This window comes from Streptomyces sp. P13-3-3 (assembly GCF_050571355.1).
GTDB classification, from domain to species: Bacteria; Actinomycetota; Actinomycetes; order Streptomycetales; family Streptomycetaceae; genus Streptomyces; species Streptomyces althioticus.
The window spans coordinates 1,453,581-1,480,462 of sequence record NZ_CP192228.1 but is presented as its reverse complement, the minus strand read 5'-3'; the positions used below and the strand labels follow the sequence as shown (position 1 = coordinate 1,480,462).

Annotated in this window: 24 protein-coding genes; 8 read left to right on the top strand and 16 right to left on the bottom strand. The window is 73.1% G+C overall.

Features of this window, described 5'->3' with window-relative positions; genetic code table 11:
• Nucleotides 1-6: 6 nt before the first annotated feature.
• Genes ACQZOG_RS06660 through ACQZOG_RS06610 form a run of 11 tightly spaced genes read right to left on the bottom strand, consistent with a single transcriptional unit; the run spans nt 7 to nt 10,598 of the window.
• Nucleotides 7-654, bottom strand: coding sequence for a nuclear transport factor 2 family protein (locus ACQZOG_RS06660; protein WP_203550913.1), 648 nt, complete (start codon nt 652-654; stop codon nt 7-9).
• Nucleotides 651-1,187: a hypothetical protein gene (locus ACQZOG_RS06655; RefSeq protein ID WP_037639319.1), complete on the bottom strand. Its 537-nt coding sequence runs from the start codon at nt 1,185-1,187 to the stop codon at nt 651-653. Before ACQZOG_RS06655 ends, ACQZOG_RS06660 begins: the two co-directional genes overlap by 4 nt.
• Nucleotides 1,184-2,470: an MCE family protein gene (locus ACQZOG_RS06650; protein ID WP_193454852.1), complete on the bottom strand. Its 1,287-nt coding sequence runs from the start codon at nt 2,468-2,470 to the stop codon at nt 1,184-1,186. The genes ACQZOG_RS06655 and ACQZOG_RS06650 overlap by 4 nt, the downstream gene beginning before the upstream one ends.
• Complete coding sequence (locus ACQZOG_RS06645) at nt 2,467-3,627, bottom strand: MCE family protein (RefSeq protein ID WP_058916058.1); 1,161 nt, start codon at nt 3,625-3,627, stop codon at nt 2,467-2,469. Before ACQZOG_RS06645 ends, ACQZOG_RS06650 begins: the two co-directional genes overlap by 4 nt.
• A complete protein-coding gene (locus ACQZOG_RS06640) occupies nt 3,624-4,661 on the bottom strand; it encodes an MCE family protein (RefSeq protein WP_193454854.1) in 1,038 nt (345 codons plus the stop codon). Before ACQZOG_RS06640 ends, ACQZOG_RS06645 begins: the two co-directional genes overlap by 4 nt.
• A complete protein-coding gene (locus ACQZOG_RS06635; protein ID WP_033272733.1) occupies nt 4,658-5,701 on the bottom strand; it encodes an MCE family protein in 1,044 nt (347 codons plus the stop codon). Before ACQZOG_RS06635 ends, ACQZOG_RS06640 begins: the two co-directional genes overlap by 4 nt.
• On the bottom strand, nt 5,698-6,756 hold the full coding sequence (locus ACQZOG_RS06630) for an MlaD family protein (protein WP_365167503.1): 1,059 nt from the start codon (nt 6,754-6,756) through the stop codon (nt 5,698-5,700). Before ACQZOG_RS06630 ends, ACQZOG_RS06635 begins: the two co-directional genes overlap by 4 nt.
• Nucleotides 6,753-8,018 carry an MCE family protein gene (locus tag ACQZOG_RS06625; RefSeq protein WP_058916060.1) on the bottom strand — a complete coding sequence of 422 codons (1,266 nt, stop codon included), beginning with the start codon at nt 8,016-8,018 and terminating at the stop codon, nt 6,753-6,755. The genes ACQZOG_RS06630 and ACQZOG_RS06625 overlap by 4 nt, the downstream gene beginning before the upstream one ends.
• A gap of 1 nt (nt 8,019) precedes the next feature.
• Nucleotides 8,020-8,826, bottom strand: coding sequence for an MlaE family ABC transporter permease (locus ACQZOG_RS06620; protein ID WP_058916061.1), 807 nt, complete (start codon nt 8,824-8,826; stop codon nt 8,020-8,022).
• Nucleotides 8,827-8,832: 6 nt separating this feature from the next.
• Nucleotides 8,833-9,597 carry an MlaE family ABC transporter permease gene (locus ACQZOG_RS06615; RefSeq protein ID WP_019526193.1) on the bottom strand — a complete coding sequence of 255 codons (765 nt, stop codon included), beginning with the start codon at nt 9,595-9,597 and terminating at the stop codon, nt 8,833-8,835.
• Nucleotides 9,594-10,598, bottom strand: a complete 1,005-nt coding sequence (locus ACQZOG_RS06610; RefSeq protein ID WP_430741362.1) for an ABC transporter ATP-binding protein — start codon at nt 10,596-10,598, stop codon at nt 9,594-9,596. The genes ACQZOG_RS06615 and ACQZOG_RS06610 overlap by 4 nt, the downstream gene beginning before the upstream one ends.
• A 602-nt stretch (nt 10,599-11,200) precedes the next feature.
• On the opposite strand from ACQZOG_RS06610, the gene ACQZOG_RS06605 reads away from it, so the two are divergent.
• The 4 genes from ACQZOG_RS06605 (at nt 11,201) to ACQZOG_RS06590 (ending at nt 15,916) form a co-directional block, all read left to right on the top strand.
• Entirely contained in the window at nt 11,201-11,833 is a 633-nt protein-coding gene (locus tag ACQZOG_RS06605) for a hypothetical protein (protein ID WP_037639323.1), read from the top strand.
• A gap of 101 nt (nt 11,834-11,934) precedes the next feature.
• Complete coding sequence (locus ACQZOG_RS06600) at nt 11,935-13,521, top strand: DUF6801 domain-containing protein (RefSeq protein WP_037639324.1); 1,587 nt, start codon at nt 11,935-11,937, stop codon at nt 13,519-13,521.
• A 45-nt stretch (nt 13,522-13,566) separates the two neighbouring features.
• Nucleotides 13,567-14,508 (top strand): hypothetical protein, encoded by a 942-nt coding sequence (locus ACQZOG_RS06595; protein WP_033272727.1) that lies wholly within the window; start codon nt 13,567-13,569, stop codon nt 14,506-14,508.
• A 166-nt stretch (nt 14,509-14,674) separates the two neighbouring features.
• Complete coding sequence (locus tag ACQZOG_RS06590) at nt 14,675-15,916, top strand: helix-turn-helix domain-containing protein (RefSeq protein ID WP_033272726.1); 1,242 nt, start codon at nt 14,675-14,677, stop codon at nt 15,914-15,916.
• On the opposite strand, the gene ACQZOG_RS06585 is transcribed toward ACQZOG_RS06590, so the two are convergent.
• Both ACQZOG_RS06585 and ACQZOG_RS06580 read right to left on the bottom strand, forming a co-directional pair.
• Complete coding sequence (locus ACQZOG_RS06585) at nt 15,910-16,098, bottom strand: hypothetical protein (RefSeq protein ID WP_058916064.1); 189 nt, start codon at nt 16,096-16,098, stop codon at nt 15,910-15,912. The genes ACQZOG_RS06590 and ACQZOG_RS06585 overlap by 7 nt on opposite strands.
• Nucleotide 16,099: 1 nt before the next feature.
• The gene (locus ACQZOG_RS06580) at nt 16,100-16,747 is read right to left on the bottom strand and encodes a DUF4360 domain-containing protein (RefSeq protein ID WP_058916065.1); all 648 of its coding nucleotides are present in this window, start codon (nt 16,745-16,747) and stop codon (nt 16,100-16,102) included.
• A 335-nt stretch (nt 16,748-17,082) separates the two neighbouring features.
• Between ACQZOG_RS06580 and ACQZOG_RS06575 the strand changes: the two genes are divergently transcribed.
• Entirely contained in the window at nt 17,083-19,917 is a 2,835-nt protein-coding gene (locus ACQZOG_RS06575; RefSeq protein WP_430741361.1) for a glycoside hydrolase family 35 protein, read from the top strand.
• Nucleotides 19,918-19,947: 30 nt separating this feature from the next.
• Here ACQZOG_RS06575 and ACQZOG_RS06570 read toward each other — a convergent pair whose 3' ends face one another.
• The gene (locus tag ACQZOG_RS06570) at nt 19,948-21,453 is read right to left on the bottom strand and encodes an alpha-N-arabinofuranosidase (RefSeq protein ID WP_359670117.1); all 1,506 of its coding nucleotides are present in this window, start codon (nt 21,451-21,453) and stop codon (nt 19,948-19,950) included.
• A gap of 291 nt (nt 21,454-21,744) precedes the next feature.
• Between ACQZOG_RS06570 and ACQZOG_RS06565 the strand changes: the two genes are divergently transcribed.
• The 3 genes from ACQZOG_RS06565 to ACQZOG_RS06555 are packed head-to-tail and all read left to right on the top strand — an operon-like array spanning nt 21,745 to nt 25,041.
• A complete protein-coding gene (locus tag ACQZOG_RS06565; RefSeq protein ID WP_203550908.1) occupies nt 21,745-22,338 on the top strand; it encodes a hypothetical protein in 594 nt (197 codons plus the stop codon).
• On the top strand, nt 22,335-23,585 hold the full coding sequence (locus tag ACQZOG_RS06560; RefSeq protein WP_058916068.1) for an MAB_1171c family putative transporter: 1,251 nt from the start codon (nt 22,335-22,337) through the stop codon (nt 23,583-23,585). Before ACQZOG_RS06565 ends, ACQZOG_RS06560 begins: the two co-directional genes overlap by 4 nt.
• A 31-nt stretch (nt 23,586-23,616) precedes the next feature.
• Nucleotides 23,617-25,041, top strand: coding sequence for an FAD-dependent monooxygenase (locus ACQZOG_RS06555; protein WP_203550907.1), 1,425 nt, complete (start codon nt 23,617-23,619; stop codon nt 25,039-25,041).
• Between the two features lie 162 nt (nt 25,042-25,203).
• Here the strand turns inward: ACQZOG_RS06555 and ACQZOG_RS06550 are convergent, their stop codons facing one another.
• Together ACQZOG_RS06550 and ACQZOG_RS06545 are read right to left on the bottom strand one after the other, a co-directional pair.
• Complete coding sequence (locus ACQZOG_RS06550; RefSeq protein ID WP_033275739.1) at nt 25,204-26,055, bottom strand: SMP-30/gluconolactonase/LRE family protein; 852 nt, start codon at nt 26,053-26,055, stop codon at nt 25,204-25,206.
• Nucleotides 26,052-26,825 carry an IclR family transcriptional regulator gene (locus ACQZOG_RS06545; RefSeq protein WP_430741360.1) on the bottom strand — a complete coding sequence of 258 codons (774 nt, stop codon included), beginning with the start codon at nt 26,823-26,825 and terminating at the stop codon, nt 26,052-26,054. Before ACQZOG_RS06545 ends, ACQZOG_RS06550 begins: the two co-directional genes overlap by 4 nt.
• Nucleotides 26,826-26,882: the final 57 nt, after the last annotated feature.

Below are 26,882 nucleotides of genomic sequence, written 5' to 3'. Positions count from 1 at the left end.
CGCATGTCAGCGGGCCTTGATGTCGACGATCCGCCACCGGTCGTCCTCGAGCCGTGCCGTGACCGTGAGCTGCGCCGCCGCGGTGGTCGCCGCGTCGTCGCCGCGGCGGGAGGTCTGGTCGAGGAAGACCAGCAGGCGGGCCCGGTCCCCGTCGAGTTCCACCACGCCGGTGCGGACGGCGCGGGTGCTCAGGGTGACGCGCTGGGCGGTGAGGTCCTGGCGGACGCGGTCGAAGAGGGCGGTGTACTGGCGGGCGGCCTTCCCGTCGAGGGCGGTGCGTGCGGAGCGCTCGGCGGCGGCGGTGCCGTCGGGCGTGTAGGAGAAGATCCGGGCGAGGGCGCTGCCGACGTCCCCGGCGACCCGGCTGGTGGCCTCGGTGTCGGTGAGCGCCCGGTTGCGGGCGGACTCGTCCGACCGCAGCTCGTGGGCTGCGTGGAGGAAGCCGCAGCCGCCGAGGACCAGGACCGTGGCGGCCCCCGCCGCGACCGCCCGCCTCAGCCGCGCGCCCGGCGAACGACCGTGTCCCGCACCGCTGTCCGCGAGCCCGTCGCCGGGGCCGGCGTCGTGCCCCTCCTCCGGTCCCTGCGCCCCCGCGTCCTCGTCGGCGGGGTCCTGTTCCGTGCCGGCGCCGCGGGTCGGCCACGTCGATCTCATCGGGCGCTCTCCTCGCTCTCCCCCTGGACCGGGACGGCCTCCCCCTGGACCGGGACGGCGCTGAGCGCCTTCACCTTCCAGACGTCCTCGCCGGTGCGGGCCAGGACGGCCTCCAGGCGCTTGCGGTCGACGGCCGGCTTCCCCGCCCCGGCCGGGGTGGTCTCGACGCGGACGGTGGCGATGAGCTTCGCCGTGCCGGAGCGGGTGTCGAGCGCCGTGACGGCGGCCTCGGTGACCGTGCCGCGCGCCGAGGCGCCCGCCCGGGCCGCGGTGGCGCCGAGCTCCTCGCGCAGCGGCCCGGTGGAGACGCCGCGCCAGTCCCGCACGCTGCCCTCCGCACGCTGCCGGGTGGAGGCGTCGATCGTGGTGAGCACGGCGAGGGCCCGGCGTCCGTCGGCGAGTGCCGCGTCCCGTTCCCTGCCGTACGCGAGACCGTCGTCGGCGCGTGCCTGGGCGTACGTCCAGGCGCTCGTGCCGCAGAAGCCGAGGGCCAGGGCGAGTCCCGTCCCGGCGAGGATCCGGGCCCGCCTCATCGGGTGCCTCCCGGGGCGGGCGCGAGGACGTGCGTCAGGTCGCGCGGCGCCTCGCCGCTCTGTCCGGGCAGGGCGAGCGCGCCGGGCGCCACCGCACCGCCGGACTGCCGTGCCGCGCCGCTGTCGCTGCCGCCGGAGGGCAGGGAGCCGGGGCGGGCCGGTTCGGGCACCGCGCCGCCTCCGGGGGCGTTGGCCGCGCCGCGCACGTTCTTGCCCGTGGACGGCGGGGCGGTGCAGCCCGCGCCGGTGTTCAGGGGCGGGGCGGTGCCGAGGTCGAGGCCGTTACGGTAGCGGGTGGCGCCGTATCCGGCGGTGCAGGGCAGGGGGTCGAAGAAGGTGACGGCCATGCCGATGTTCAGCTTCCCTCCGTCGACGGCGGTGGAGCCGGCGGAGACGACCGCCGGGTAGGTCACGAGCAGTTCCTCGATGCCCCGCTGCCGGGTGACGGCCACCTCGGCGGTGGTGAGCAGGTTGGCGAGCACGACGCCGAGGCTCGGGTCGAGGTCCCGCAGCACACCGCTGACCTGGGTGGCGGCCTCGGGGGTGACCGCGAGGAGGCGGCGCAGGTCGGCGTCGGACCCCTTGAGGGCGCGGGCCAGTTCCTCCGCGCCCCGGGCGAAGCCGCGGATGGCCGCGCCCTCCTGCGCCTGGGTGCGCAGCACGGTCTCGCCGTCGTTGATGAGCAGGACGGTGGACGGCAGGGCGCGGTCGGCGGCCTCGACGAAGTCGCTGCCGCTGTCGAGGAGCACCTGGAGGTCGTCGCCGTGTCCTTCGAAGGCCTCCCCCAACTCGTCGACGACCGTGCGCAGATCGTCCTGCGGCACCGACCGGACCAGGTCGTCCACACTGGCGAGGACGTCGGTGACGGGGGCGGGCACCTGGGTGTCCGCCTGGTCGATGCGGGCGCCGTCCGTCAGGTAGGGGGAGCCGTCGCTCTCGGGCCGCAGGTCGATGTACTGCTCGCCCACGGCGGAGAGCGCGGCGACCACGGCCTTGGTGTCGGCGGGGATGCGGGGCGCCGACTTCTTGATCCGCAGCTCGGCGACGACCCCGTCGTCGGTGAGGCGGACGGGGCCGACGCGGCCCACCGAGACGCCTCGGTAGGTGACGTCGGCGTGGGTGAACAGGCCGCCCGTGCGCGGCAGTCGCACGTCGACGGTGTAGTGGTCGGCGACGCCGACGTGGCGGCCGAGGTCGGCGTAGCGGATGCCGAGGTAGGACAGGGCGAGCACGGCGACGAGGAGGAAGGCGAGGTTTTTCAGCCGTACGGCGAGGGTGATCACGAGCCGTCACCCGCCTCCGGAGACGCCGGTGCGGTGGTCGCGGTCGCGGAGGGCAGCGGGAGCGGGTCGTCGATCGGCGGGATCACCTGGGTCCCGGGGAGGGCGACGACGCTCAGGTAGGCGTTGAGGTAGTCGCCCTTCACGCCGTTCAGCACCTCGTCGGTGAACGGGTAGGTCACCAGCACCTGGAGCGCGTCCGGCAGGTCCGCCCCGGCGTCGGCGAGCTCCTTCAGCGTGGGCGCGAGGGCCCTGAGGTCGGCGATCATGTCGTCCTTGCTCGCGTCGACGGTGGACACGGCGACGCCGGAGAGGGTGTCGAGGGAGCGCAGCATGGTGAGGAGGGAGCCGCGCTGCCGCTCCAGCGTCTTCAGTCCGGGCGAGAGGCCGGTGAGGACGGTTCCGACGTCGTCCTTGCGGTGGGCGAGGGTGGAGGACAGCCGGTTGACGGCGTCGAGCGCGTCGGTGATGTCCTCGCGGTGGTCGTCGAGGTCGGTGACCAGGGTGTTGACCCGCCGGAGCATGGAGCGGACCTCGGGTTCCCGGCCGCCGAGCGCCGCGTTGAGTTCCCGGGTGATGGTGCGGAGCTGGTTGACGCCGCCGCCGTTGAGCAGCAGGGACAGCGCGCCGAACACCTCCTCCACCTCGGTGCTGCGGCTGGTGCGGGACAGCGGGATGACGCTCCCGTCGGAGAGCCGGCCGTTCCCGCCGCCGGGCGGGGCGGCGAGCTGCACGTACTTCTCGCCCAGGAGGCTGGACTGGCCGAGGCGCGCGGTGGCGTCGGCGGGCAGCCGCACGTCGCCGTTGATCTTCATGGTGACGCGGGCCGTCCAGTCGTCGCCGAGTTCGATGCGGCTGATCCGGCCGACGGCGACGTCGTTGACCCGTACCGCTGAGTGCGGGACGAGGCTGAGGACGTCGTCGAGTTCGGCGGTGACGGTGTAGGGGTGGTCGCCGAGGTCGGCGCCGCCGGGCAGCGGCAGATTCTCCACGCCGTCGAAGCCCTGCGGCAGGACGGTGACGCCGCCGACGGCGAGGGTGAAGCCGAGGCCGAGGGCGATCAGTCCGCCCACGGTCAGGCCCGCCACCCGGCCGGTGGTGAGGGCGCCGCGTCCGAGCGCCGAGGCGGCCCGTTCGCGGGTCCGCGTGCCGCGTCTCATCTCTCCCCCTTCCGCTCGGTCGCGGGGGCCGAGCCGCTGACGGCGCCGGTGGCGGGCAGCGGCAGCAGGGGGCCGCCCATGCTGATCTCGTTGAGGTTCGCGCGGCCGTCGAGGGTGCGGGTGTCGGGGTTGTAGGCGTTCACGACGTTGCCGGCGGCGAGCGGCGCCACGTCCAGCGCCTCGGCCAGCGAGACCCGTTGCTCGACGAGGGTGCGGGTGAGGGGGACGAGCCGGTCGACGTTCTTCTTGAGCTCGCCCCGGTTGTCCTCGATGAAGGTCTTCACCTGCCCGAGGGCCTTGCCGAGTTCCTCGAGCGCGCCGGTGAGGTCGTCCTTGTTGTCGGCGAAGAAGCCGACGACCTCGTCGAGGCGTTCCTGCGCGGTGCGCACGTCGGTGTCCTTGTCCTTGAGCATGGTGGTGAAGGTCTGGAGGCTGCGGAGCGTGCGGAACAGGTCGCCGCTGCTGCCGTCCAGGGTCTTGGCCGCCTTGCCGAACTCCTCGACGCTGTCGCCGATGGCCTTGCCGTTGCCGTCGAGGTTGGCCGCGCCGGTCCGCAGCAGGCCGGACAGGGCGCCCTCGGCGTTGGCGCCGTCCGGGCCGAGCGCGTCGGCGAGATCGGTGATCGAGTCGTAGATCTGGTCGATCTCGACGGGGACGCGGTTGCGGGAGGCGGGCAGGACGGCGCCGTCGGCGAGGGCGGGGCCGGTGCTGTGGGCGGGCGTGAGCTGCACGTAGCGGTCGGCGACGATGCTGGGGGCGACGACGACGGCCCGCGCGTTCTCGGGGACCTTGATGCCTTCGTCGAGGCGCAGGTCCACGCGGACGGTGGTGCCCTGGGGCCGCACCGACTCCACCTCGCCGACCCGCACGCCGAGGATGCGCAGGTCGGATCCGGCGTGGACGCCGACGACGCGGTCGAAGTAGGCGGTGAGGCGCAGGCCGTCGGGGGACAGGGCCGAGGCGGCGGTGAGGCCGCCCGCGGCGAGCACGACCAGGGCGAGGAGTCCGCCGAGGATCTTTCTGCGTCGGGTCATCGCGCACCGCTCCCCTGGGCCTTGGCCGGCTGTTTCGGCGGCAGGCATCCGCTCTCGGGCTGGGACGTCTCCGGCAGGTAGTCGCGGGGCACGACGCCGCACAGGTAGCTGTCGAACCAGCGGCCGTTGCCGAGGGTGTTGCCGACCAGCCGGTAGTACGGGCCGACCAGGGCGAGCGTCCTGCCGAGCTGCTCGTTGTTCTTCTCCAGGACGCCGGTGACCCGGCCGAGGGCCTTGAGGGTGGGGCCGAGCTGCTTCTCGTTGTCCTTCACCAGCCCACGCAGTTCGGAGCCGAGGTCGCGGCTGCCCTTGAGCAGGGCGCTGATGGCGGCCCGCCGCTTCTTCAGTTCGCCGAGCAGGGAGCCGCCGTCCTCGATGAGGGTCTCGAAGCTGGACTTCTTGTTCTCCAGCGTCTTGCTGAAGCGGGCGCTGCCCTGGAGGAGCCGGGAGAGTTCCGCGTCGCGCCTGGAGACGGAGCGGGACAGGTCGGAGAGGCCGGTGGCGGCCTTGCTGACGTGGGGCGGGGAGTCCTTGAAGGTGTCGGAGATGGTCTCGAAGCTCTCCGCGAGCCGGCGGGTGTCGATGGCGTCGACGGTGCCGCTGAGGTCCTGGAAGGCCTGGGTGACGTCGTAGGGGGAGGTGGTGCGGGTGGACGGGATGCGGCTGCCGGGGTCCTGCGGCCGGGAGCCGAGCGGGTCGACGGCCAGGTACTTGTCGCCGAGGACGGTCTTGACGGCGATGGCGGCGGTGCTGCGGTCGCCGATCCAGGCGTCCTCCACCTCGAAGGACACCTTCACCTTGGCGCCGTCCAGCGCGACGCCGGTGACCTGGCCGACCTTCACGCCGGCGATGCGCACCTCGTCGCCCTCGTCGAGGCCCGCGGCCTCGGTGAAGTCGGCGCTGTAGCCGGTGCCGCCGGTGAAGGGGAGCCGGTCCGCGCCGTAGGCGAGGCCGCCGAGCAGGGTGAGGGCGAGCAGGCCGGCGATGCCGACGGCGACGGGGTTGCGGTCCTTGACCGGCTTCATGCGCGGGCGTCTCATCCGCGGCACCTCGATTCGGTGACGGCGATACCGGTCGGGGGTTCGGAACCGTCGGAGGTGGTCACGCCGCTCACCCGTGCCTCGCAGAGGTAGAGGTTGAACCACGATCCGTAGGAGGACAGCCGGGCCAGGGCGGTCATCTTGGCGGGGGTGCGCTCGAGGAAGCTCTCGATCTGCGGGGTGTGGTCGCCGAGGTTGCGGGAGAGGCGGCCCAGTTCGCGGATGTCCCGCTTGAGGGGCGCGCGCCCGTCGTCGAGGAGGTCGGCGGTCACGGTGGTCAGGTCGCCCATGGCCGCGACGGCCCGCCCGAGGGGCTTGCGGTCCTCGTCGAAGCCGGAGACGAGTGCGCGCAGGGTGACGACGAGGTCGTCGAAGCTGTCCTCGCGGTCGTTGAGGGTGTCCAGGACGGTGGTGAGGTTCTTCACGACCGCGCCGATCACCTTGTCCTTGGCGGCGACGGTGGTGCTGAGCGAGCCGATGCGGCGGATCAGGCTGTCGACGGTGGCGCCCTCGCCCTGGAGGACCTGCACGATGGAGGCGGCGAGTTCGTTGACGTCCTGCGGGGAGAGCCCTTCGAACAGCGGCTTGAAGCCGTTGAAGAGGAGGGTCAGGTCGAGCGCGGGGGTGGTGCGGTCCAGCGGCACGGTGGCGCCCTCCTCCAGGGTGCCGCCGAGGTCGCCGCTGCCGCGTCCGAGGGACACGTAGCGCTGGCCGACCATGTTGAGGTACTTCACCGCGGCGGTGGTGGAGCGGGGCAGCCGGCGGTCCTCGCGGACGGTGAACGTGACCTGCGCGAGCCGTCGTTGCACGACGCGTACGTCGGTCACCTCGCCGACCGTGACACCGGAGACGCGCACGCTGTCGCCTTCCCGGAGTCCGGTGACGTCGGTGAAGAGGGCCTGGTAGACGCGGCCGCCGCCACCCGTGCCGGAGCCGGCGACGCCGAGGCCGAGCACGGTGGTGGCGAGGGCGGTCACCACCACGAAGACGAGGGACTTCAGCAGGGGGCCGGTCAGCGAGCGGCGCCGGGTGTGCCCGGTGTCGGCTCTGGTCATCCGAGGGTCACCTCCGTACCGCGGTAGACGGGGCCGACGAGGAGGGTGCTCCAGTCGGGCAGGTCGCCGGGGGCCGCGCCGGCGGCGGGTGCGAGCAGTTCGTTCACGAGGTCGTTCTCCGCCGGGGAGTTGACGGGCCCGAGGTCCTCGGCGGCCGCGGCGGACGCGGCCCGCGCGGTGGGCCGGGGCAGCGCGCCGACGTACGGCACGGAGGGGCAGCGCGGGCCGCCGCCCGCCTCGTACACCGGGGTGTCGCGGCCGGGGCGGTAGGCGCCGCGCGCGGCGACGGAGGTGACGTCGACGTGGATGCCGGGCCGGCCGGTGCCCTTGCCGAGCGCCCGGTCCATCGCCGGGACGAACTCGGCGAGGGTGCGCAGGGTGCACGGGAAGGAGGAGGAGTACTCGGCGAGCAGTTCGAGGGTGGGCCGGCCGGCGGCGGAGAGGCGGATGAGGTTGCGCCGGTTCTCGCGCAGGAAGGCGGTCGCGTCCTCGGCCGTCCGGGTGGTGGCGCCGAGGGCGGAGGCGAGTTCGGCCTCCTTCTCGGCGAGGGTGCCGCTGGTGGTGGTGAAGTCGGTGAGCGCCGTGAGGATGTCGGGCGCGGCGTCCGCGTAGACGTGGCTGACCTTCACGAGTTCCCTGAGGTCGCGGTTGAGGGCGGGCAGGTGCGGGTTGAACTCGGCCAGGTGCCGCTCCAGCCGCTCGAGTGTCCGGCCGAGCTGGTCGCCGCGTCCTTCCAGGGCCTGGGAGACGGCGGAGAGGGTCGCGGCGAGCTTCTGCGGCTGGACGGCGGTGAGCATCGGCAGGACGTCGTCGAGCACCTGCTGGAGTTCGACGGCGTTGGCGGAGCGGTCCTGGGGGATGACGGCTCCGGCGGCCAGCGGCTCGGGCGAGGGGTTCTCGGGCGGCACCAGGGCCACGAACCGCTCGCCGAAGAGCGTGGTCGGCAGCATCTGGGCGCGGACGTCGGAGGGGACGGCGTCCAGCGTGCCGGGCTTCATGGCGAGGGTGAGGCGGGCGCCGTCGCCGGTGGCGTCGACGGCGCGGACCTCGCCGACGACGACGCCCCGCAGTTTCACCTCGGCGCCCGGGTGCATCTGGTTGCCGACGCTGCCGGTCTCGACGACCACCGGGTCGGAAGAGGTGAACTTCTTGTCGTAGACGGCGACGGCCAGCCAGATCAGCAGGGCGGGCACCAGCACGAACACCACGCCGGCGAGCCTGCGGCGCAGCGTGTGTCCTCGGGCTTCCCAGGGTCCGCTCATCTCACCCCGCCACCTTCACGGTCGTGGTCGCGCCCCACAGGGCGAGCGACAGGAAGAAGTCGGTGACGCTGATCAGGACGATGGCGTTGCGCACGGACCGTCCGACGGCGACGCCGACGCCGGCGGGGCCGCCCGAGGCGCGGAAGCCGTAGTAGCAGTGGGCGAGGATCACCATCACGCTGAAGATCAGGACTTTCAGCACGGAGAGCAGCACGTCCGTCGGGGAGAGGAAGAGGTTGAAGTAGTGGTCGTACGTGCCGCGTGACTGGCCGTTGAACAGCACGGTCACGGTGCGGGAGGCGACGTAGGAGGAGAGCAGCCCGATCGCGTAGAGCGGGACGATGGCGACGACGCCGGCGATGATGCGGGTGGTGACCAGGTAGGGCATGGAGCGGATGCCCATGCCCTCCAGGGCGTCGACCTCCTCGTTGATGCGCATGGCGCCGAGCTGGGCGGTGAAGCCGGCGCCGACGGTCGCGGAGAGGGCGAGGCCGGCCACCAGGGGGGCGATCTCCCGGGTGTTGAAGTAGGCGGAGACGAAGCCGGTGAACGCGGCCGTGCCGATCTGGTCGAGGGCCGCGTGGCCCTGGAGTCCGACGACGGTGCCGGTGAAGAGCGTCATGGCGATCATCACGCCGACGGTGCCGCCGACGACGCCGAGGCCGCCGGAGCCGAAGGCCACCTCGGCCAGCAGGCGCTGCACCTCCTTGAGGTACCGGCGCAGCGTCCGCGGGATCCACAGCAGGGCCCGCAGGCAGAACAGCAGGTGGTCGCCGGAGCGGTCGAGCAGGGCGAGCGGGGAGGCCATCGGACCTCAGCCTCCCTTCGGCGGGACGATCTGGAGGTAGACGGCCGTCATCACCATGTTGACGAAGAAGAGCAGGAGGAAGGTGATGACGACGGACTGGTTGACGGCGTCGCCGACGCCCTTGGGTCCGCCGCGCGGGTTGAGGCCCCGGTAGGCGGCGACGATGCCGGCGATGAACCCGAAGACCAGCGCCTTGAGTTCGCTGACGTACAGGTCGGGGAGCTGGGCGAGGGCAGAGAAGCTGGAGAGGTAGGCGCCGGGGGTGCCGCCCTGCATGACGACGTTGAAGAAGTAGCCGCCGAGGATGCCGACGACGGAGACCAGGCCGTTGAGCAGGACCGCGACGCCCATGGCGGCCAGGACCCGGGGCACGACCAGCCGCTGCACCGGGGAGACCCCCATGACCTCCATGGCGTCGAGTTCCTCGCGGATGGTGCGCGAGCCGAGGTCGGCGCAGATGGCCGAGCCGCCGGCGCCGGCGATGAGCAGGGCGACGATGAGCGGGCTGGCCTGCTGGACGACGGCGAGGACGCTGGCGCCGCCGGTGAAGGACTGGGCGCCCAGCTGCTGGGTGAGAGAGCCGACCTGGAGGGCGATGACGGCGCCGAAGGGGATCGAGACGAGAGCGGCGGGCAGGATCGTCACGCTGGCGACGAACCAGAACTGCTCGGTGAACTCGCGGAACTGGAAGGGTCTTCGGAAGACGGCGCGGCTGACCTCGGCAGCGAGCGCGAAGAGCCGGCCGGTCTCGCGCAGCGCGCCGGTGATCATGCGCCGCTCCCGGCCACGGGCGCGGTGACGGTGGCCGCCGCCGCGTCCCGCGCGTAGGTCTCCCGGATGGCGGAGCGCGCGGCCGGCGGCAGCGTGTCGATCATGCTCATGACACGTTCACGGCGGCGTGCGACGGCCCGGCGCGGCGGAAGGCCCGGCGACGGCTCGAGCTGCGGCACGATCACCCGGGGCGCGGCGGGCGTCGCCCGGTCCGCCTCGGCGGCGAGGGTGGCCGCGTCCTTCTCCTCGGACATCCCGATGGGGCCCTCGCGCCGGCCGCCGAGGAACTGGGAGACGACCGGCTCCTCGCTGGTGAGCAGCACCTCGCGCGGGCCGAAGGTGACCAGCTCGCGCCGGAAGAGCATCCCCATGTTGTCGGGCACGGTGGCGGCGATGTCGAGGTTGTGGGTGACGATCAGCATCGTCGCGTCGATCTGCGCGTTCAGGTCGATCAGCAGCTGCGAGAGGTAGGCGGTGCGGACCGGGTCGAGCCCGGAGTCCGGCTCGTCGCACAGGATGATCTGCGGGTCGAGGACGAGCGCCCGGGCCAGCCCGGCCCGCTTGCGCATGCCCCCGCTGATCTCGCCCGGGAGCTTCCCCTCCGCGCCCAGCAGCCCGACGACCTCGATCCGCTCCATGACGATGCGGCGGATCTCGGACTCCTTCTTGCGGGTGTGCTCCCGCAGCGGGAAGGCGATGTTGTCGAAAAGGGACAGGGACCCGAAAAGGGCTCCGTCCTGGAACATGAGACCGAACAGTTTACGGGTCTCGTAGATGTCTTTCTCGGGACTGTTCACCATGTCCACACCGTTGATGAGAACACGGCCCTTTTCGGGTTTGAGGAGCCCGATGAGCGACTTCAGGAAAACGGTTTTCCCGGTGCCGGAAGGACCCAGCATCACACTGACTTCTCCGGCCGGAAGGGTAAGTGACACGTCCCGCCAGATGTTCTGTTTGCCGAAGGACTTGGTGAGCCCTTCGACGACTACTTCGATTCCCATATCACCTCCAGCGGACGTCCGTGACACACACCGCGGGCGCGCTCCGCCCTCCGCGACTTGTCACCACGCAGACAACACACCGGGCCCCGCCCCTCCCCGGGGACAGGGCGGGATCTCGGGCCGCCGGGGGGCGGGGCGGCCCGAGATCCCGCCGACGAACGCCCCGGCCGGCGGGAGGGTGAGGGCCGGGAACACGTCCGTCGTGGCTCCGTCCACCGGGAGCGGCGGCCAGGAGCCGAGCACCGCACCGGCACGTTACGGCCGAGTAACCTCAGCGGGCAACACCGCATGACGAGTTTTCCGGGAGACCGGCCCACGCCCCGCGGAACCTGTCATCGCGGACACAAGAATGCCATCGGAAACTGTCTGCGGGTGAGCACCTCGTCCCGCCCCGCACGCCCGCCGAGAGGCACCCTTCGACACCGGACGCTCCCTCATTCCTTGACAGCTCGTGATGAATACGGACCGGAATTCCCTCACCCAGGGAACAGCTTGTCCCCTTTCCCGGAAAAATCTTTGAACGCCTCATTGTTCGGCCGACTTTACCGCCAGTAACGTCATGGCTGGCACCCCACCCACAACCCTCGAGGAGTACCCGGACCATGACGCATTACCTGAGGAAAACAGCCGTCGCGGCGTGTGCGGCCGCGGCCGCTCTGGCGCTGACCGCCGGCACCGCCTCGGCGGCGCCCTCCACGGTGTGGACCGTCAGCCCGTCACCGGCCGCCTTCCAGGCCACGAACGTCGGCAACATCGTGCTGACCGCCACCATCCCGATGACCTGCACCGCGTCGAACGCGAGCGGGACGATGGCGAGCGCCACCGGCAACCCGGCGACCGTCGCCGCCATCAACACCATGAACTTCGGCTCCTCCGGCGCTCCGTGCACCAGCGTCCTGGGCAACGTCACCACCGTGGCCGTCACCCCCTGGGACGTCGTCGCGGTGGACTACAACGCCTCGACCGGCGTCACCACGGGCTACATCGGCAACGTCACGGCCAACGTCAAGGCCGGCGTCTGCACCTTCACGGTGTCGGGCAAGGCCTCGGCCACCTACACCAACAGCACCGGCGTCCTGGCGGTCAACAGCGTCGCCGGCGAGCTCGCGGTCAGCAACCCCGTCAACTGCGGCGCGATCGTCACGACCAGCACCAAGCCCACCTTCAAGGGCAACTACGCCGTCAAGGTGTCCGGCACCAGCACCATCCCGACCATCGTCGGCTCCAACCCGTAACCGATCCCGCTCGCCCCGCCCGGCCGGCCTCCCCCGGCCGGGCGTTCGCGGGCTCCGCGCCGGACCCCACCGACACCGTCCCTGCCGCCGAGCGGAGTTGTATGAGAGCCCCACGAACCGTCACCCCACGGTCCCGCCGAGCCCGCGCCGCGCTCACCGCGACGGCCGCGTTCGTCGTGCTCGCCGCCCTGGTCCCGGCCACGGCCTCGGCCGCCGACACCCAGGAGGTCGACGCCGCACTCCCCTACGTCTGCGCGTTCCCCTCGGGGCCGGTTCCCGCGACGGTGCGGATCTCCGCGGAGTTCCCGCAGCACACGCGGGCGGGTGAGGCGTTCTCGCCCGCCGGTGTCACCACCGCCGTGGAGCTCCCGGCGGAGGCGGTGGCGGGCCTGGCGGGGAGCGACGTGACCGAGGTGCGCGCCGTCACGGCGCTCGCCGTCGCCGTCGCCCAGGACGCGGCCACCGCCACGGCGCTCTGGCGGGGCGGCTCCGCCCCCGCCGCCCTGCCGGAATCCGGGCCGCTGACGCTCACCACGACGGGCGACGTCCCCTCGGTCACGGGGCAGGGCGACGGCGACCTGACCTTCACCGCGGGCGATCTGGTGCTCGGCCTGACGCCCGGTCCGGCTGACGGCTCCGGCGACGGCGAGGCGACCGGCATACCGGCGGTCGACTGCGCCCTGGCCGAGGACGCGCCGGACGACGGGCTGCTGGTCACCGTGCCGGCCGCCCCGGGCCTGCCGGGGACGAGCGCCCCGCCGTCCGCGCCGGCGCCCGACGGGACGTCCCCCGCGCCGGGGAGCGGACCGCGGGAGCGACAGGAGGGCCGGTCCGGCGGGACGGCGGAGAGCGTGCCGGGGGCCGCCGCCGACCGCGACGTCCCGCCCTGCCGCTACGGCGAGGACAATCCGCCCACGCCCCTGTCGATCAACGCCTACGTCACGGGCTACGCCAACGTGAAGAAGCAGAAGGCCGCTTCGTACCTTCCGCCGTCCTGCGTGCTGATCGACGGGGGGGAGTTCCAGTTCCCGATCGACGAACCGCCCGACCCCGAGCGCCTGGTCATGGTGCTGACGACGTACGGCAGGTTCGACTACCAGGGACGCCCGGAGACGCCGCCCTACGACAGCACCTTCCTCTCCTTCGACTTCACCCCGGTGAAGGCCACCATGGTGCTGAAGCAGATCGGTCCGATGAGGATCGACGCACGGATGGAGATGAGCTACTCCGACCTGTTCACGACGACGGTGACCCATGTGCGGGTCCCCCTGATCGCCCAGGTCACCGCGCTCGAGGTCAACGGCGTCCCCCTGGACGTGGGTCCCTCCTGCCGGACCGAGAAGTCCCTCACCTCCGTCGAACCGGATCCCGCGACGTTCCCCGGCGACCACGTGGTGCTGTACGGCAAGGCGGAACAGGCCATCGGCGAGGACGTCGTCGGCTACACGCTGCTCACCGGAGGCCCGCTGGCCGGCGAGGTGACCATCCCGGCCTTCACCGGCTGCGGCACCGGCGGCGAGGATCTCGACCCGCTGCTCACCGCCTCCGTCTCCGGTCCCGGCAACCACATCAAGCAGGTCCAGGGCCAGACCTGCACCCCCCTCGTCCCGGTGTTCGAGACCCCGGAGACCAGGGGCCAGTGCACGGAGGACCTCCAGCCCTTCCAGATCCCGGTCGCCGAGCGCTGAGCCGACCGGACCGGCAGCCCCCTCCCCACGAGAAAGGCCACCACCATGCACGCGTTCACCCCCCGCACGAGACTCGCCACCGTCTCCGCGCTCACCGCGCTGGGCGCCTTCGCCTCCCTCGGCACGGCGACCGCCGCCGAGCCCGCGCTGAACGGCGAGTGGGCCCCCTTCACCCGCTGCCCCGTGGACGCTCCGGCGATGCTGGCCGCCGACGGCTTCGAGAAGACCCCGCAGTGCGTGGTGTCCACCTCCTCCGGCGGCTCCATCAAGCTGGGCGACACCACCGTCGTCACCGGGAGGACGAACCTGCAGATCGGCATCGTGCAGAACGCGGACGGCACCAGCACGGTGGTGGCCCCGCCCGGCGGCGCGCTGGTCGCCGAACCGGCCACCGTGCCCGGCGGACTGCTCGGCCTGATGTGTCCGAGCGCCATTCCCGTCATCACCGGTCTGTGCGAGTCGCTGGAGAACTCCAGCCTCAACAAGATCACCGCGACCATGGAGTCGGTCGGCGCGCCCTACGACTTCAACCAGACCGCCGGCGTGCTGACCGACATGCCCATCGTCGCCCTGCCGGTCCGCATCCACCTGGAAAACCCGCTGCTCGGCAGCAAGTGCTACATCGGCACGGCCGCCAACCCGATCGTGCTGCTGCCCGAGAACCGCAACTACCCGGACTTCGGCATGACCTTCTTCCAGGGGGACGGCACCGCCGACCCGGCCGGTGAGATGAGCCGGATCGACCTCACCGGCGCCGTCCAGAACGACAGCACCTTCGCGGTCCCGGCCGCCAGCGGCTGCGGGCTGAACATCGGCCTCATCAACGCCGCGGTCAACGCGAAGACCGGACTGCCCTCGCCCTCCGGGAACAACAGCCTGACCCTGAACGACACGCAGACCCGTCTCACCGGCCTCAACGCGCCCGGCACCGCCGTTCCCCGCGCCGGCCAGGTGCTGGCGGAGCACTGGCACAGCGCCGTCAGGTGAAGCTTCTGTGAAGCGGTTTCTGCCCAAGAGGTGTACAAGACAATTAAGTTGACTTACCGTCAGCTTCTCGGACCGGTGCACGTGGCGGCCCGGCCGGGCCTCGTCCCCGCGGGGCGTTTCCCGGTCGGGCCGCTTGCCGGACAGGTCGGAGAGCAAGGGATCAGTCATGCCCTCAGTCGCACGTCCTTCGGTGCTCGGTGAGCCGCTCGACCCGCTCCCCCGGCAGTTCGCCGCCTTCATGCGGCCCCTGCTGCCGGGGCTGCTGAACGAGATACGGACCGAGGTCACCCGCGCCTACCCGGTGTACGGCAGGCTGCTCAACGGACCGGACGGACACGCCATCCGCCAGGGCGTCGAGCAAGCGCTCACCGCCTTCGTGGACCGGGTGGCCGACCCCGGCACCAGCTCGGAACTGCGGGACGACCTCCTGCGCCGGTTCGGCCGCGTCGAGGCCTACGAGGGCCGTGACCTGGAGGTGCTCCAGGGCGCCTACCGGCTGGGCGCGCGCATCGCGCTGCGCCGGGCCAAGACGCTGGGACGGCAGCACAGCCTCTCGCCCGCCCTGGTCCTCGCCTTCGCCGACGCCCTGTTCGCGTACGTCGAGGAGCTGGAGTCCGTCACCCGGGAGGGATACACGGAGGTGCGGGAGAGAGCCGCGTCGGAGGTGTCCGCGTTACGAAGACAGCTGTTACACCTCCTTCTGGCCGCCTCCCCGCTCCCCAGGACAACGGTGTCCGAGCTGTGCGCCTCCGCCGCCTGGGAGCTGCCCCGGACGTGTTTCCTCGTCGCCCTGCGCCCCCCGGTCCCCGAGCACATCCAGGCGGGGCTCGACAGCGACGTCCTCGCCGACTTCGACATCCCCCAGCCGCATCTGCTCGTGCCGGGTGAACTCACCCCCGAACGCCTTCAGATGCTCCGCACGGCCCTGTCCGGCACCCGTGCCGCGGTGGGCCTGACCGTGCCGGTCGCCCAGGCCGCGGACTCCGTGCGCTGGGCCCGCCGGGTGCTCCAGCTCGTCGACGACGGTGTCGTGCCGGACGCCCCGCTGGTCCGCTGCGAGGACCATCTGACGACGCTGTGGCTGTTGTCCGACCCCGCCCTCGTCGACCACCTCGCCGCCCGCGAACTGGCGCCGCTCGACGGGCTGACCGCCAAACGGCGCGACCGTCTCGTCGAGACCCTCCGGGTGCACGTCTCGACCCGCGCCCCCGCCGAGCAGGTCGGCGAGATGCTGGGGGTGCACGCCCAGACCGTCCGCTACCGGCTGCGGACGCTGGACGCCCATCTGGGCGACCGGCTCGCCGACCCCGACCACCGGTTCGCCCTCGAGGTGGCCCTGCGCTCGCGCCATCTGCGGGGCCGGGACGGTACGCGGGACAGGGCGGACCTGCCCCGCCCCAATCAGTAGGCGCCCGGCCGGCCGCTGCCCTGGTCCAGCTGGTTGACGCCCAGCTCGGGTGTGCCGTTGCCGTTGCCGTCGTAGGAGCGGTGGACGACCAGGTCCCCGTCGACGTCCTTCATGACCGACTGGCCGCCGCGGCGGTGGAGGGCGGCGGGCGGGGGCGGGTCCTCGCCCGCCCCCGCCGTCACGTCACTTCTCCGGGCACTCCTTCCAGGCCAGGTGGTACACCGTGCTGATGTCGCCGTCCGTGGAGTCCATCGTCATGAAGCTGACCTTGGACGGGTCGCTCCCGGCGCTCACTCTCAGCTCCGTGTTGATGTTGAAGTTCCGCTGCACGCCGCACGGCGCGTAGACGAGCTGCGCCCAGTCGGTCTCGTCGGTGGCCTGCCAGTTGTCGTCGTACGGGCCGGCGAAGTTGTGCGTGCGGTACTCGGTGTTGGGCGACCCCTGGAAGTAGTACGAGGCCCGCTGGGTGCCCCGCGCGCCGCGCTCAAGCGCGGCGAAGCCGCGGTAGTCCGCGCTGGCGATGGCGTAGGTGAAGCCGGCCGGGACGTGCACGAGCAGGCTGAGCTGACAGTTCTTGCGGGCGGCCGTGGGGGCGGAGTCGCCGCCGGCCTGGGCGAGGTAGTCGCTGTAGGTCACGGTGAACGCGGTGTTGTCGCCCGAGACGGCGACGGCCGCGGTACCGGCGGGACATCCCGAACCGTTCACCGTGGCGACCTTGATGACGATCTTGTCCGGCGGCGGGTCCTCGAAAGAGGACCCCGGGTTGTGCGCGGGCAGCGCGGCGGCGAGCAGCGTGGCCGCCGCGACGCCGAGGAGCGGGCCTCCAGCCATGGTTCTCCGTCCTTGGGGTGGGGGGTTGGTGCGGTGCGATGGTTGAAGAGTCATGCACATGCCAAAAACGCACGGGCATGCGGCCCCGGCTTCGTGAAGGAGGCATGAAGGAGCGGTGAAGACCGGGAGCGCTCGCATCGTATGGAGCGCCGCGACGGCCGGACAGGGCGAACTCCGGCCATTCACTCCCGGTCCGTATACCGCCGGTGAACACCGCGTGACACCGCCGGCGGACGCCACGGGCGCGGCGGGACTCCCGTGTGAACGAGGGACGTTCCGGTTCGGGGACAATGACCCACCAGCACCGCTTGTGGCACAGACCAGGAGGCGCTCCCTTGGAGCTCAGCAGGCGCACCTTCACCGCCCTGGCCGGCACGGCCGCGCTCGGCCTCGCGCTGGCCGGCAGCGGCGGGGCGGCGACCGGCCCGCAGGGGCCACGCGTCGTGCCGACCGGACCGCCGCCCCCGCCGCCGGAGGCCGACGGCCGGCGCCATCGCGTCACGTACGACCGGCACTCCCTGCTGGTCGACGGCGCGCGCCTGGTGCTGTGGTCCGCCGAGGTCCACCCGTTCCGGCTGCCCAGCCCGTCGCTGTGGCGGGACGTGCTGCAGAAGCTGCGCGGCCACGGTTTCAACGCCGTCGACGTGCCGGTGCCGTGGAACGTCCACTCCCCCGCGCCCGGCGTCCACGACTTCACCGGGGTGCGGGACCTGAACCGTTTCCTCTCGGTCGCCGCCGAGGAGCGGCTGTACGTGGTGCTGCGGCCCGGCCCCTACCTGGGCGCGGACCTGGACGCCGGCGGCCTCCCCGGCTGGCTGACGGCCGCCCCGGGCTCCGCCCGCACCGACGACCCCGAGTACCTGCGGCACGCCGAGGCGTGGCTCGCCGCCGTCGACGCCGTCGCCGTACGGCACCTGTACACCGCGGGCGGCGGGACGGTGCTGCTGTACCGGCTGGAGGACGGGCGTCCGGTGCCGGCCGGTGACCCGGCGGCGCGGGCCCACCGGGCCCGGCTGTACGCGAAGGTGCGCGCCGACCGCATCGACGTGCCCGTGCTGGACGGCGAGGGCTTCACCGGCGGGGACGGGCCGCCCACGGCCGGTCTCACCGCCGTGGCGGGCGGGGCCGCCGACGCCTGGGGCGGGCCGCTGTCCGCCGGTGAGGGCTACGCGCGGGTGCGCGAGATCCACGACGCGGCGCACGAGCGGCGGCGCCATCTCACCGCGCTCGCCGACCGGGTCACGGTGCACCACACCGGCATGGGGTTCGGCGGGACGTCGTGGGGCTGGCTGCCCGGACCGGGCGTCTACACCTCGTACGACTACGGGGCGGTGCTCGACGAGGGGCGCCAGTCCGCGCCGAACATGGCCGCCGTCCAGCAGCTCGGCCATCTGGTCCGCACCGTGCCCGACCTGGCCCGGCTGGAAGCGGACGGGGACGGCGAGGAGCGCGCCGCGGACGGCCGGCTGACGGTGCGCCGGCTGGTCAACCGCGACACCGGCGCGCGGTTCTTCGTGGTGCGCAACGACACCGGGGAGGAGGTGCGCGCCCTGCTGCCCGACACCGGGGTCGAGGTGCCGGTCACCCTGGCCGCCGGCGACACCAAGCTGATCGCCTCCGGTCTGCGCCTGGGCCACCGCAAGCTGGCGTACACCACCGCCCAGCCGATGCTCTGCGTCTCCACCGGGCGGCAGGACGTGGCGGTGTTCGTCGGCCGCCACGGGGAGACCGCTCAGCTCGCGCTGGACTGCGAGAAGCAGCCGGGCGCCGACCGCGCGGACACCGAACCCGCCTGGGCCTACGAGCGGGGCCGGCTGAACGTCGTCTCCCCGCTCGGCGTGGGCGGCCTGAGCCGGGTGCTGGTCAAGGACGGCGACTCCGAGACACCCCTCGTGCTGCTGTTCGCCGACGACGAGACCGCGCTGCGCCTGTGGACGTACGAGACCCCGGCCGGACCCCTCGTGGTGTACGGCCCCGCGCTGCTGCGCTCGGCGGAACTGCGCGACTCCACGCTCCACCTGACCGGTGACGTCACCGTGGAGACCGGTGTGGAGGTGTGGGGGCCGCGCGGCATCGCCGACGTCACCTGGAACGGCGAGCCGGTGCCGACCTACGTCGGCCGCGCCCGCAGCCGTGTGATGGAGGGGCTGATGCCCGCCGTGCGCGCGGTGGCGCTGCCCGCCCTCGACGGCTGGCGGTTCCGCACCGAGAACCCGGAGTCCGACCCGGACTTCGACGACTCGGCGTGGACGGTGGCCGGCCGCACCACGTCCCACAGCACCACGCCCGTTCCCGAGGGCGGGCCCGTGCTGTTCGCCGACGACCACGGCTTCCACCACGGCGACGTCTGGTACCGGGGACGGCTGAAGGACCTGGGCGGCATCCCGTCGGTGGCGCTGTCCTACAGCACCGGCACCCAAGGGCTGCTGATGGCCTGGCTGGACGGCCGGCCGCTCGGGACCCACCGCATGCCGGCGCCCGACGAGGACACCGTCGAACGCGGCACCTGGACGGCCACGGCGCGGTTCGACGTCCCCGGAGCGGTGCGCACCCCCGGCGAGCATGTGCTGTCGGTGCTGGTGCGGCCCATGCAGCACGCCGGCACGGAGCCCGGGGAGGACGCCCACAAGGCGGCGCGCGGGCTGGTCGCCGTGGAGTTCGAGGGAGGCGACCGCGCCGTGGAGTGGCGGGTGCGGGGCGCCGCCGACCCGGAGCGGGTGACCGGCCCGTTCAACAACGGCGGCCTGTACGGGGAGCGGCGCGGCTGGCACCTGCCGGACCACGACGACCGCCGCTGGCGGGTGGCGGAGTTCCCGCGCGAGCAACGGCGCCAGGGCGTCACCTGGTACCGCACCCGCTTCCGGCTCGGGTTCGAGCCCGAACTGGACGCGTCGGTCGGGCTCACCCTGGAGGACGACCCCCAGCGGGCCTACCGGGTGCAGGTCTTCCTCAACGGCTGGAACCTCGGCCAGTACGTCAACGACGTCGGCCCGCAGCACACCTTCGCCCTGCCGAACGGCATCCTGCGCACCCGCGGCGCCAACACCCTGGCGCTGGTGGTGCTGTCCGACGGGACCACCGCGGCCGGGCCGGGGAAGGTCACGCTGACGCTGCTGGGCGCGGCGCGCGGCGGCGTCCCGGTCGAGCCGGTGGACCCACCGGGGAGGTGAGCCCGCCGGCCCGCGGGCGTGCGGCGCGCGTCACGCCAGCCGGATCACGTTCCAGGACAGCGGCTCCAGCACGGCCGTGAGGCTGCCGCCGTCCAGGGTGGTGCCCTCCGCCGCGTGCGGGACCACACGCTCGGGCTCGTCGAGGGTGTTGCGGGCGTCGGGGTCGGCGTCCGCGAGCACGCTGTGCTCGACGACGGACGTCAGGCCGAGCCCGTTCAGCGCGACGTCCAGCGGCAGCGGCCCGGTGCGGGAGCGGTTGACGGCGAACACGGTGACCGCGCCGTCCTCGCCCCGCACCGCGGTCGCGTGCAGCAGGTCCGCCTCCCCGTACTTCGCCGTGGCATACGTCGGGGAGTCCACGCGCACGTCGAGGACCTCGCCGCGGCCGTACCTCGAGGCCTGGGCGAACGGGAAGAACGTCGTCTGCCGCCAGGCCGGACCGCCCGGCTCGGTCATGATCGGCGCGATGACGTTGACCAGCTGGGCCAGGCAGGCGACGGTGACCCGGTCCGCGTGCCGGAGCAGCGCGATCAGCAGGGAGCCGAGGACCACCGCGTCCGTGACGCTGTAGCTGTCCTCCAGCAGCCGCGGCGCCTCGGGCCAGTCGAGGGCGCTCACCTGCTCCTGGGTGCGGGACATGTACCAGACGTTCCACTCGTCGAACGAGAGGTTGATCTTCTTCCGGGACTTCAGCCGGGCCCCGACGTGGTCGCAGGTGGCCACCACGTCCTCGATGAAGGTCTCCATGTCGACGGCGGAGGCGAGGAAGGAGTCCACGTCGCCGTCGAGCGGCTCGTAGTAGGCGTGCAGGGAGATGTGGTCGACCAGGTCGTACGTCTCCTGCAGGACGGTGGCCTCCCACTCGGCGAAGGTCGGCATGGAGCGGCCCGAGGAGCCGCAGGCGACGAGCTGCACTCCGGGGTCGATCTGGCGCATGGCGCGGGCGGTCTCGGCGGCGATCCTGCCGTACTCGGCGGCGGTCTTGTGGCCGGTCTGCCAGGGACCGTCCATCTCGTTGCCCAGGCACCACAGCCGGATGCCGAATGGGTCCTTGTCGCCGTGCTCCACGCGCAGGTCCGACAGGGCGGTGCCGCCGGGGTGGTTGGCGTACTCCTGGAGCTGGAGGGCCTCGGCGACGCCCCGGGTGCCGAGGTTGAGGGCCATCATCGGCTCGGCCTGCGGCCCGATCTTCCGCAGGAAGGAGATGAACTCGGACAGGCCGAAACGGTTGGTCTCGGTGGACCGCCAGGCCAGGTCGAGGCGGCGCGGGCGCTCCTCGACGGGGCCGACGGAGTCCTCCCAGCGGTAGCCGGAGACGAAGTTGCCGCCGGGGTAGCGGACGGCGGTGACACCGAGTTCGCGGACCAGGTCCAGGACGTCGCCGCGGATGCCGTCGGCGTCGGCGGCGGGGTGGCCCGGTTCGAAGACGCCGGTGTAGACGCACCGGCCGAGGTGCTCGACGAAGGAGCCGAACAGCCGGGGGTCCACCGTGCCGACGGTGAAGGCGGGGTCCAGGGTGAAGCGGGCGGTGCGCATCGTGTCCTTTCGACGGGTCGGGTCCTGCTGCGGGGAGGGCGTCACCGGCCTCCCTGCCCCTCTGCTCATCTCGTGCCGCGAGCCTCGCATGTTCGATATCCCGGATGACGCCCGTAACTTCGAACGGGACCGTAAGTGCCGCTGGGTGACGCGTCAATGCCCGGGGCAGAACTCGTCCGCCGCGCACACCGTCCCGCCCCCCGGCGGTCACGGATCACGTGACGCGGACACATCCGGCCGCGTACGCTCGAACTGCCTGAGGTGCGGCGGTCGCACGGGCGAGGGGATTCGATGGATGGCGCGGGCGCACGGACGCGGGCCGAACGGCTCGCCTCCGCGCTGCGGCGCTCCCGCGCCCGCGCCGTCCCGCGCCGCCTGGCCGGCGACCTCGCCACCGCGCTCCGCGGACGCTCCGGTCCCCTCACGGACGTCCGGGCGGCGTGCCGGGTCCTGTGCGAGGAGATGAGCGCGCGGCGCGGGGGACGGCCCGTCGTCCTGCGGTTCGAACGCTTCCCGGACGAGATCGAAGTGACCGGCCTGTGGGTGGAGTTCCAGGACTTCGACCTGGTCATCGTGGAGGAGCGAGCGGAGGCCATGCAGCAACTGGTCATCCTGGGCCACGAGTTGTGGCACATGCACGCCGGTCACCGGCACCACGCCCCGACGGCGGCCGAGCAGGTCCTCACGGCCGACCCGCCGGACTGGGACGCCGCCCTCGCGATGGCCGCGCGCGACGGCTCCCGTGAGGCGGAGGAGGCGGAGGCCGACGAGTTCGGGCACCGGATGGCCGCCGCCGTGCGCACCCTCCTGGACGACCGGGACGCCGACGCCGGTCCCCTCCAGCGGGCCCTGGGCTACCGCGGGCGGCGGGGAACGCACCGGTGACCGCCCCGCTCGCCCTCACCCCGTCGGACGTCCTCGGCGACCTCTACATCTCCTTCTGGATCCCGACGGGCGTCCTCACCGCGGCCCTCGTCATCAAGCTGCCCACCATCGTGCGGCTGTGGCGGGACCCGCTGCTGCGCGCGGTGGGCGGGCTGCTCCTCCTCGCCTGCACCGTCTTCGTCTTCGTGGCGCCCACGACCATCGCCCGGGTCAACCGCCTCACGGGGGTGCCGAACATATCGGCGCCGTGGTGCTACTCACTCCTCACCGCGTTCTGCGCCTCCTGCCTGCTGCTGATCATCGCCTGGCGCAACGGGCTGTCGGACCGCTCCGCCGCCACCCGGCGGGCGATGCGCTGGGTGGTCTCCCTCTACTCCGGGGTGATCGTCGCCCTGTGGGTGCTGTTCTTCCTCGCGGACGCCTCCGAGGAGCGGCTGCGCGACCTGGACACCTACTACGCGACCACGCCGTTCATGCGCGAGCAGATCCTGCTGTACCTGCTCGCGCACACCGTCGCCGTCCTCATCACCTGCCGGCTGCTGTGGAACTGGGTGCAGACCGCGGGGCTGGACGCCTGGCTGCGGTGGGGCCTGAAGTTCCTCGGCGTCGGCTACGCGCTCAACCTGGTCTTCGACGCGGCCAAGCTCACCGCCGTCGCCGCCCGCTGGACCGGCAACGACCTGGACTGGCTCAGCACCGACCTCGCGCCGCCCGTCGCCTGCCTGTCGGCCATCCTGATCGCGGTGGGCTTCATCCTCCCGCACGCCGGCCAGTTCCTGCACGAGCGCTGGCGCGTCCGGCTCGCCCACCACCGGCTCCGCCCGCTCTACCTGCTGATGCGCGCGGCCAACGGCAGGGGCGTGCCGTTCCTGCTGCGCGCCACCCCGGAACTGCGTCTGATCCGCCGCGAGACCTTCATCCGGGACGAACTGCTCACCCTGGCCCGGCACATCGACGAGGACCGGCACGACCGGACGCGCGAGGCGGCCCTCGGCCTCGGGTTCCCGCGGGAACGGGCCGTGGCCCTGGCGAACGCCGTGTCGATCCTGGAGGCCGTGGAGTGCCGGCGCCGCGCGCCGGACGACGAGGGCACCCAGGACCCCGACACCACCGACCTGCTGCGGGAGATCGGCGCCGTCTCCCGGGAACTGCGCCGCCCCCACGTCGTGGAGGCGGTCCGGGAACGGGCCGCCGCCCTCGCGGCGGACCCCCGGGCGGCCGTGCCCCGCGGCGCGTCCGCCGACTGAGAACCGACGACAGGTCAGGAGAACGAAGAGCGTGCCCGCCGCCCCAGAGAGAAGACCCCCGTCCGCGGACGGACGTCCCGCCACCGCCGTCGTGCTCGGCGGATCCGTCGCCGGACTGCTCGCCGCGCGGGCCCTCGCCCCGTTCGCCCGGGTCACCGTGGTGGAGCGCGACGCGCTGCCCGCAGGACCCGGGCCGCGGCGCGGCGTCCCGCAGGCCCGGCACGCGCACCAGCTGTGGTCGGGCGGGGCGCACGCCCTGGAGGACCTCGTGCCGGGGACCGTCGACCGGCTGCGCGCCGCGGGCGCCCACCGCCAGCCGGTCACCACGAACATGGTGGTGCTGTCGCCGTACGGCTGGTACCGGCGCTGGGACGAGTCCCACTTCATGCTGCTGTGCACGCGCGACCTGCTGGAGGCGACCCTGCGCGAGCAGGTGCTCGCCGACGGACGGATCGAAATGCTCGACCGGACCGAGGTCCTCTCGCTCGACGGGACCCGTACCGCCGTCGACGGCGTCCGGGTCCGCACCCGTGACGGCGCCGAGCGCACGCTGCGGGCCGGTCTCGTGGTGGACGCCACGGGCCGCGCCTCCCGCACCGCCCGCTGGCTGGCCGACGCCGGACTGCCCGCCCCCGAGCGCCGGGAGGTGGACACCGGGCTGGTGTACGCGAGCCGTCTCTACCGCGCCCCGGAGGGGGCCAGGGACGGCTTCCCGGTCGTCAACGTGCAGCAGGACCCGCGTACCGGCGGACCGGGCCGCGGCGGGGTGCTGCTCCCGGTGGAGGACGGCCGCTGGCTGGTCACCCTGTTCGGCACCACGGGCGGCGAACCCACCTCCGACACGGCCGCCTTCGAGCGGTACGCCCGCGAGGAGCTGCGCCATCCGCTGATCGCCGACCTGCTCGGCGCGGCGGTCCCGGAGACGGAGGTGTCGCTCACCCGGGCCACCGGCAACCGCCGCTTCTTCTACGAGCGGATGAAGGCGTGGCCGGAGAACCTGGTGGTGGTCGGGGACGCGCTGACCGCGCTCAATCCCGTGTACGGCCACGGCATGTCGGTGGCGGCGCAGGGTGCGGCGGCGCTGCGCGCGACGGTACGGCGCCACGGCTGGGGGACGCCGGGTCTCGCCCGCCGGGCGCAGCGCGCGGTGGCCCGGCCGGCGGTCCCGGCCTGGGACCTCGCCCTGGGCCAGGACGTGTTCTACCCGGGCCCGACGCACGACGGCCCGTCCGCACGCGACCGGTGGACGGCCGCGTACGTCGGCCGGCTGATGCACACGGCCACCGGGAACGGGCGCGTCGCACGGCGGGTCACCGACGTGACGTCGCTGGAGCGGGGCCCGGGGGTGCTGCTGTCCCCGCGGGTCCTCGTGGCGGCGCTGGCGGGTCCGTTGAAGCCCGCCCTGACGGACCCGCCGCTGACCGCCGAGGAACGCAAGGGGGCCGGCCTGACCTGAGGCGGCACCCGCGCGGTGACGGTGTCCGGCGCCCGGACCGCGCACCGGGCGACCGCCGCCGGCCGGCGATGCGTGACCCGACGGCCGGGCGGCGCGGGGCCGCCGGAACGGACCCGCACCCGGTCGAGCACCCGCGACGCGGCTGCCGGTACGGCCGCGGCCTCAGCCCGCGAACGCGGGCTGGGCGACGCCCTTGCCCGCGCCCGGGACCACCAGCAGGGACCCGGCGAGCGGGTGCGGGGCGGTGAGGCCCACGCGGGCCGTGGTCACGTACAGGTCGGTCAGCCCCGGGCCGCCGAAGGCGCAGCACGTGACGCGCGGGACGGGCAGCTCGATCACCCGGTCCAGCTCGCCGGACGGGGTGTAGCGGCGCACCGCTCCCCCGTCCCACAGGGCCACCCACACGCAGCCGTCGGCGTCGACGGTGAGGCCGTCGGGGAAGCCGGCGCCCTCCTCGATCTCCGCGAGCGGCCGGCGGCCGGCGATCGTGCCGTCCTCGCCGAAGTCGCACACGTCGACGCGGCGGGTGGGCGTGTCGATGTAGTACATCAGCCGGCCGTCGGGGCTCCAGCCGGTGCCGTTGCTCACCGTCACGTCGTCCAGCAGCACGGTGGCCGTGCCGTCGCCGGTCACCCGGGACAGGGTGCCGCCTCCGGTCGCCTCGTCGTAGCGCATGGTGCCCGCGAGGAGGCTGCCGTCGGGGGCGACGGCGGCGTCGTTGCCCCGGCGGCCGGCGACCGGCTCGCGGTGCAGCCAGCGGAAGGTGTCGTCGGGGTCGAGGAGTCCGACGCCGTCCCGCAGGTTCAGCACCAGACCGCCGCCCGCGCGCGGCTTGACCGCGCCCACGTGCTGCTCGGTACGGCGCACGGTGCGGCGGCCGGTGGCGGGGTCGTAGGTGTGCACCCGGGAGTTGAGGATGTCGATCCACAGCAGCCGCCCGGTGGCCGGGTCCCAGGTGGCCCCCTCGCCCAGTTCCGCCTCCGCGCGGACCGCGACGTCGAACGCGAGTGTCATGCCATGCTCATGTGGCCCAGTCGCTCGGAGAGTTCGGCGGCGCCCTTGACGGCGAGCTGCTCCAGCTCGCCCAGGCGGTCGTCGCTCCAGCGGATCATCGGTACGGAAATGGACAGCGCGGCGACGACCTGTCCGGTGCGGTCGCGCACCGGGGCGGCGACGCAGGACACGTCCGGGTTGGACTCCCGGCTCTCCACCGCGACGCCCCGCGTGCGGATCCCGGCGAGGGTCTCCCGCAGGACGGCCGGGTCGGTGATGCTGTTCGGGGTCATCGCGGTCAGCTCCGCGCCGTCGGGGAAACGCGCGGCCAGTTCCGGCTCGGGCAGGGAGGCCAGCAGCATCTTGCCGACGGAGGTGCAGTGCGCGGGGAGCCGGCGGCCGGCCGCCGACACCATCCGCACCGCGTGCGTGGAGTCCACCTTGGCGATGTAGATGACGTCGGTGTCCTCCAGGATCGCCACGTGCACGGTCTCGTCGCAGGTCTCGGCGACGGACCGGGCGACCTGCTGTCCCTCGGCGGCCAGGTCCAGGTGCTCGGCGTAGCGGGCGCCCAGCTGGTACGGCCGCACGCCCAGCCGGTAGCGGCCGGGCTGACCCGCGACCGGGACGATGTACTTACGGGCGGCGAGCGTGGTGACCAGCTCGTGGACGGTCGTGCGCGGCAGTTGCAGCTTGCGCACGATGTCGGGGGCGGAGAGCGTGCCGTCCCCGTCCAGGAAGAGCTCGAGTATGTCGAGAGCCCGGGTCACGGCTGGCACAAGTCGTCCCACGACCGGCCCCCTCCTAGCGTTCGATATACCAACAAACGATCGGCATGACGAACACAG

Excerpts from the sequence above, each read along its gene's own strand:
- ACQZOG_RS06660 (WP_203550913.1), bottom strand. The coding sequence starts at position 654 with ATGAGATCGACGTGGCCGACCCGCGGCGCCGGCACGGAACAGGACCCC.
- ACQZOG_RS06655 (WP_037639319.1), bottom strand. The coding sequence starts at position 1,187 with ATGAGGCGGGCCCGGATCCTCGCCGGGACGGGACTCGCCCTGGCCCTC.
- ACQZOG_RS06645 (WP_058916058.1), bottom strand. The coding sequence starts at position 3,627 with ATGAGACGCGGCACGCGGACCCGCGAACGGGCCGCCTCGGCGCTCGGA.
- ACQZOG_RS06640 (WP_193454854.1), bottom strand. The coding sequence starts at position 4,661 with ATGACCCGACGCAGAAAGATCCTCGGCGGACTCCTCGCCCTGGTCGTG.
- ACQZOG_RS06635 (WP_033272733.1), bottom strand. The coding sequence starts at position 5,701 with ATGAGACGCCCGCGCATGAAGCCGGTCAAGGACCGCAACCCCGTCGCC.
- ACQZOG_RS06630 (WP_365167503.1), bottom strand. The coding sequence starts at position 6,756 with ATGACCAGAGCCGACACCGGGCACACCCGGCGCCGCTCGCTGACCGGC.
- ACQZOG_RS06625 (WP_058916060.1), bottom strand. The coding sequence starts at position 8,018 with ATGAGCGGACCCTGGGAAGCCCGAGGACACACGCTGCGCCGCAGGCTC.
- ACQZOG_RS06620 (WP_058916061.1), bottom strand. The coding sequence starts at position 8,826 with ATGGCCTCCCCGCTCGCCCTGCTCGACCGCTCCGGCGACCACCTGCTG.
- ACQZOG_RS06615 (WP_019526193.1), bottom strand. The coding sequence starts at position 9,597 with ATGATCACCGGCGCGCTGCGCGAGACCGGCCGGCTCTTCGCGCTCGCT.
- ACQZOG_RS06610 (WP_430741362.1), bottom strand. The coding sequence starts at position 10,598 with ATGGGAATCGAAGTAGTCGTCGAAGGGCTCACCAAGTCCTTCGGCAAA.
- ACQZOG_RS06605 (WP_037639323.1), top strand. The coding sequence starts at position 11,201 with ATGACGCATTACCTGAGGAAAACAGCCGTCGCGGCGTGTGCGGCCGCG.
- ACQZOG_RS06600 (WP_037639324.1), top strand. The coding sequence starts at position 11,935 with ATGAGAGCCCCACGAACCGTCACCCCACGGTCCCGCCGAGCCCGCGCC.
- ACQZOG_RS06595 (WP_033272727.1), top strand. The coding sequence starts at position 13,567 with ATGCACGCGTTCACCCCCCGCACGAGACTCGCCACCGTCTCCGCGCTC.
- ACQZOG_RS06590 (WP_033272726.1), top strand. The coding sequence starts at position 14,675 with ATGCCCTCAGTCGCACGTCCTTCGGTGCTCGGTGAGCCGCTCGACCCG.
- ACQZOG_RS06580 (WP_058916065.1), bottom strand. The coding sequence starts at position 16,747 with ATGGCTGGAGGCCCGCTCCTCGGCGTCGCGGCGGCCACGCTGCTCGCC.
- ACQZOG_RS06570 (WP_359670117.1), bottom strand. The coding sequence starts at position 21,453 with ATGCGCACCGCCCGCTTCACCCTGGACCCCGCCTTCACCGTCGGCACG.
- ACQZOG_RS06565 (WP_203550908.1), top strand. The coding sequence starts at position 21,745 with ATGGATGGCGCGGGCGCACGGACGCGGGCCGAACGGCTCGCCTCCGCG.
- ACQZOG_RS06550 (WP_033275739.1), bottom strand. The coding sequence starts at position 26,055 with ATGACACTCGCGTTCGACGTCGCGGTCCGCGCGGAGGCGGAACTGGGC.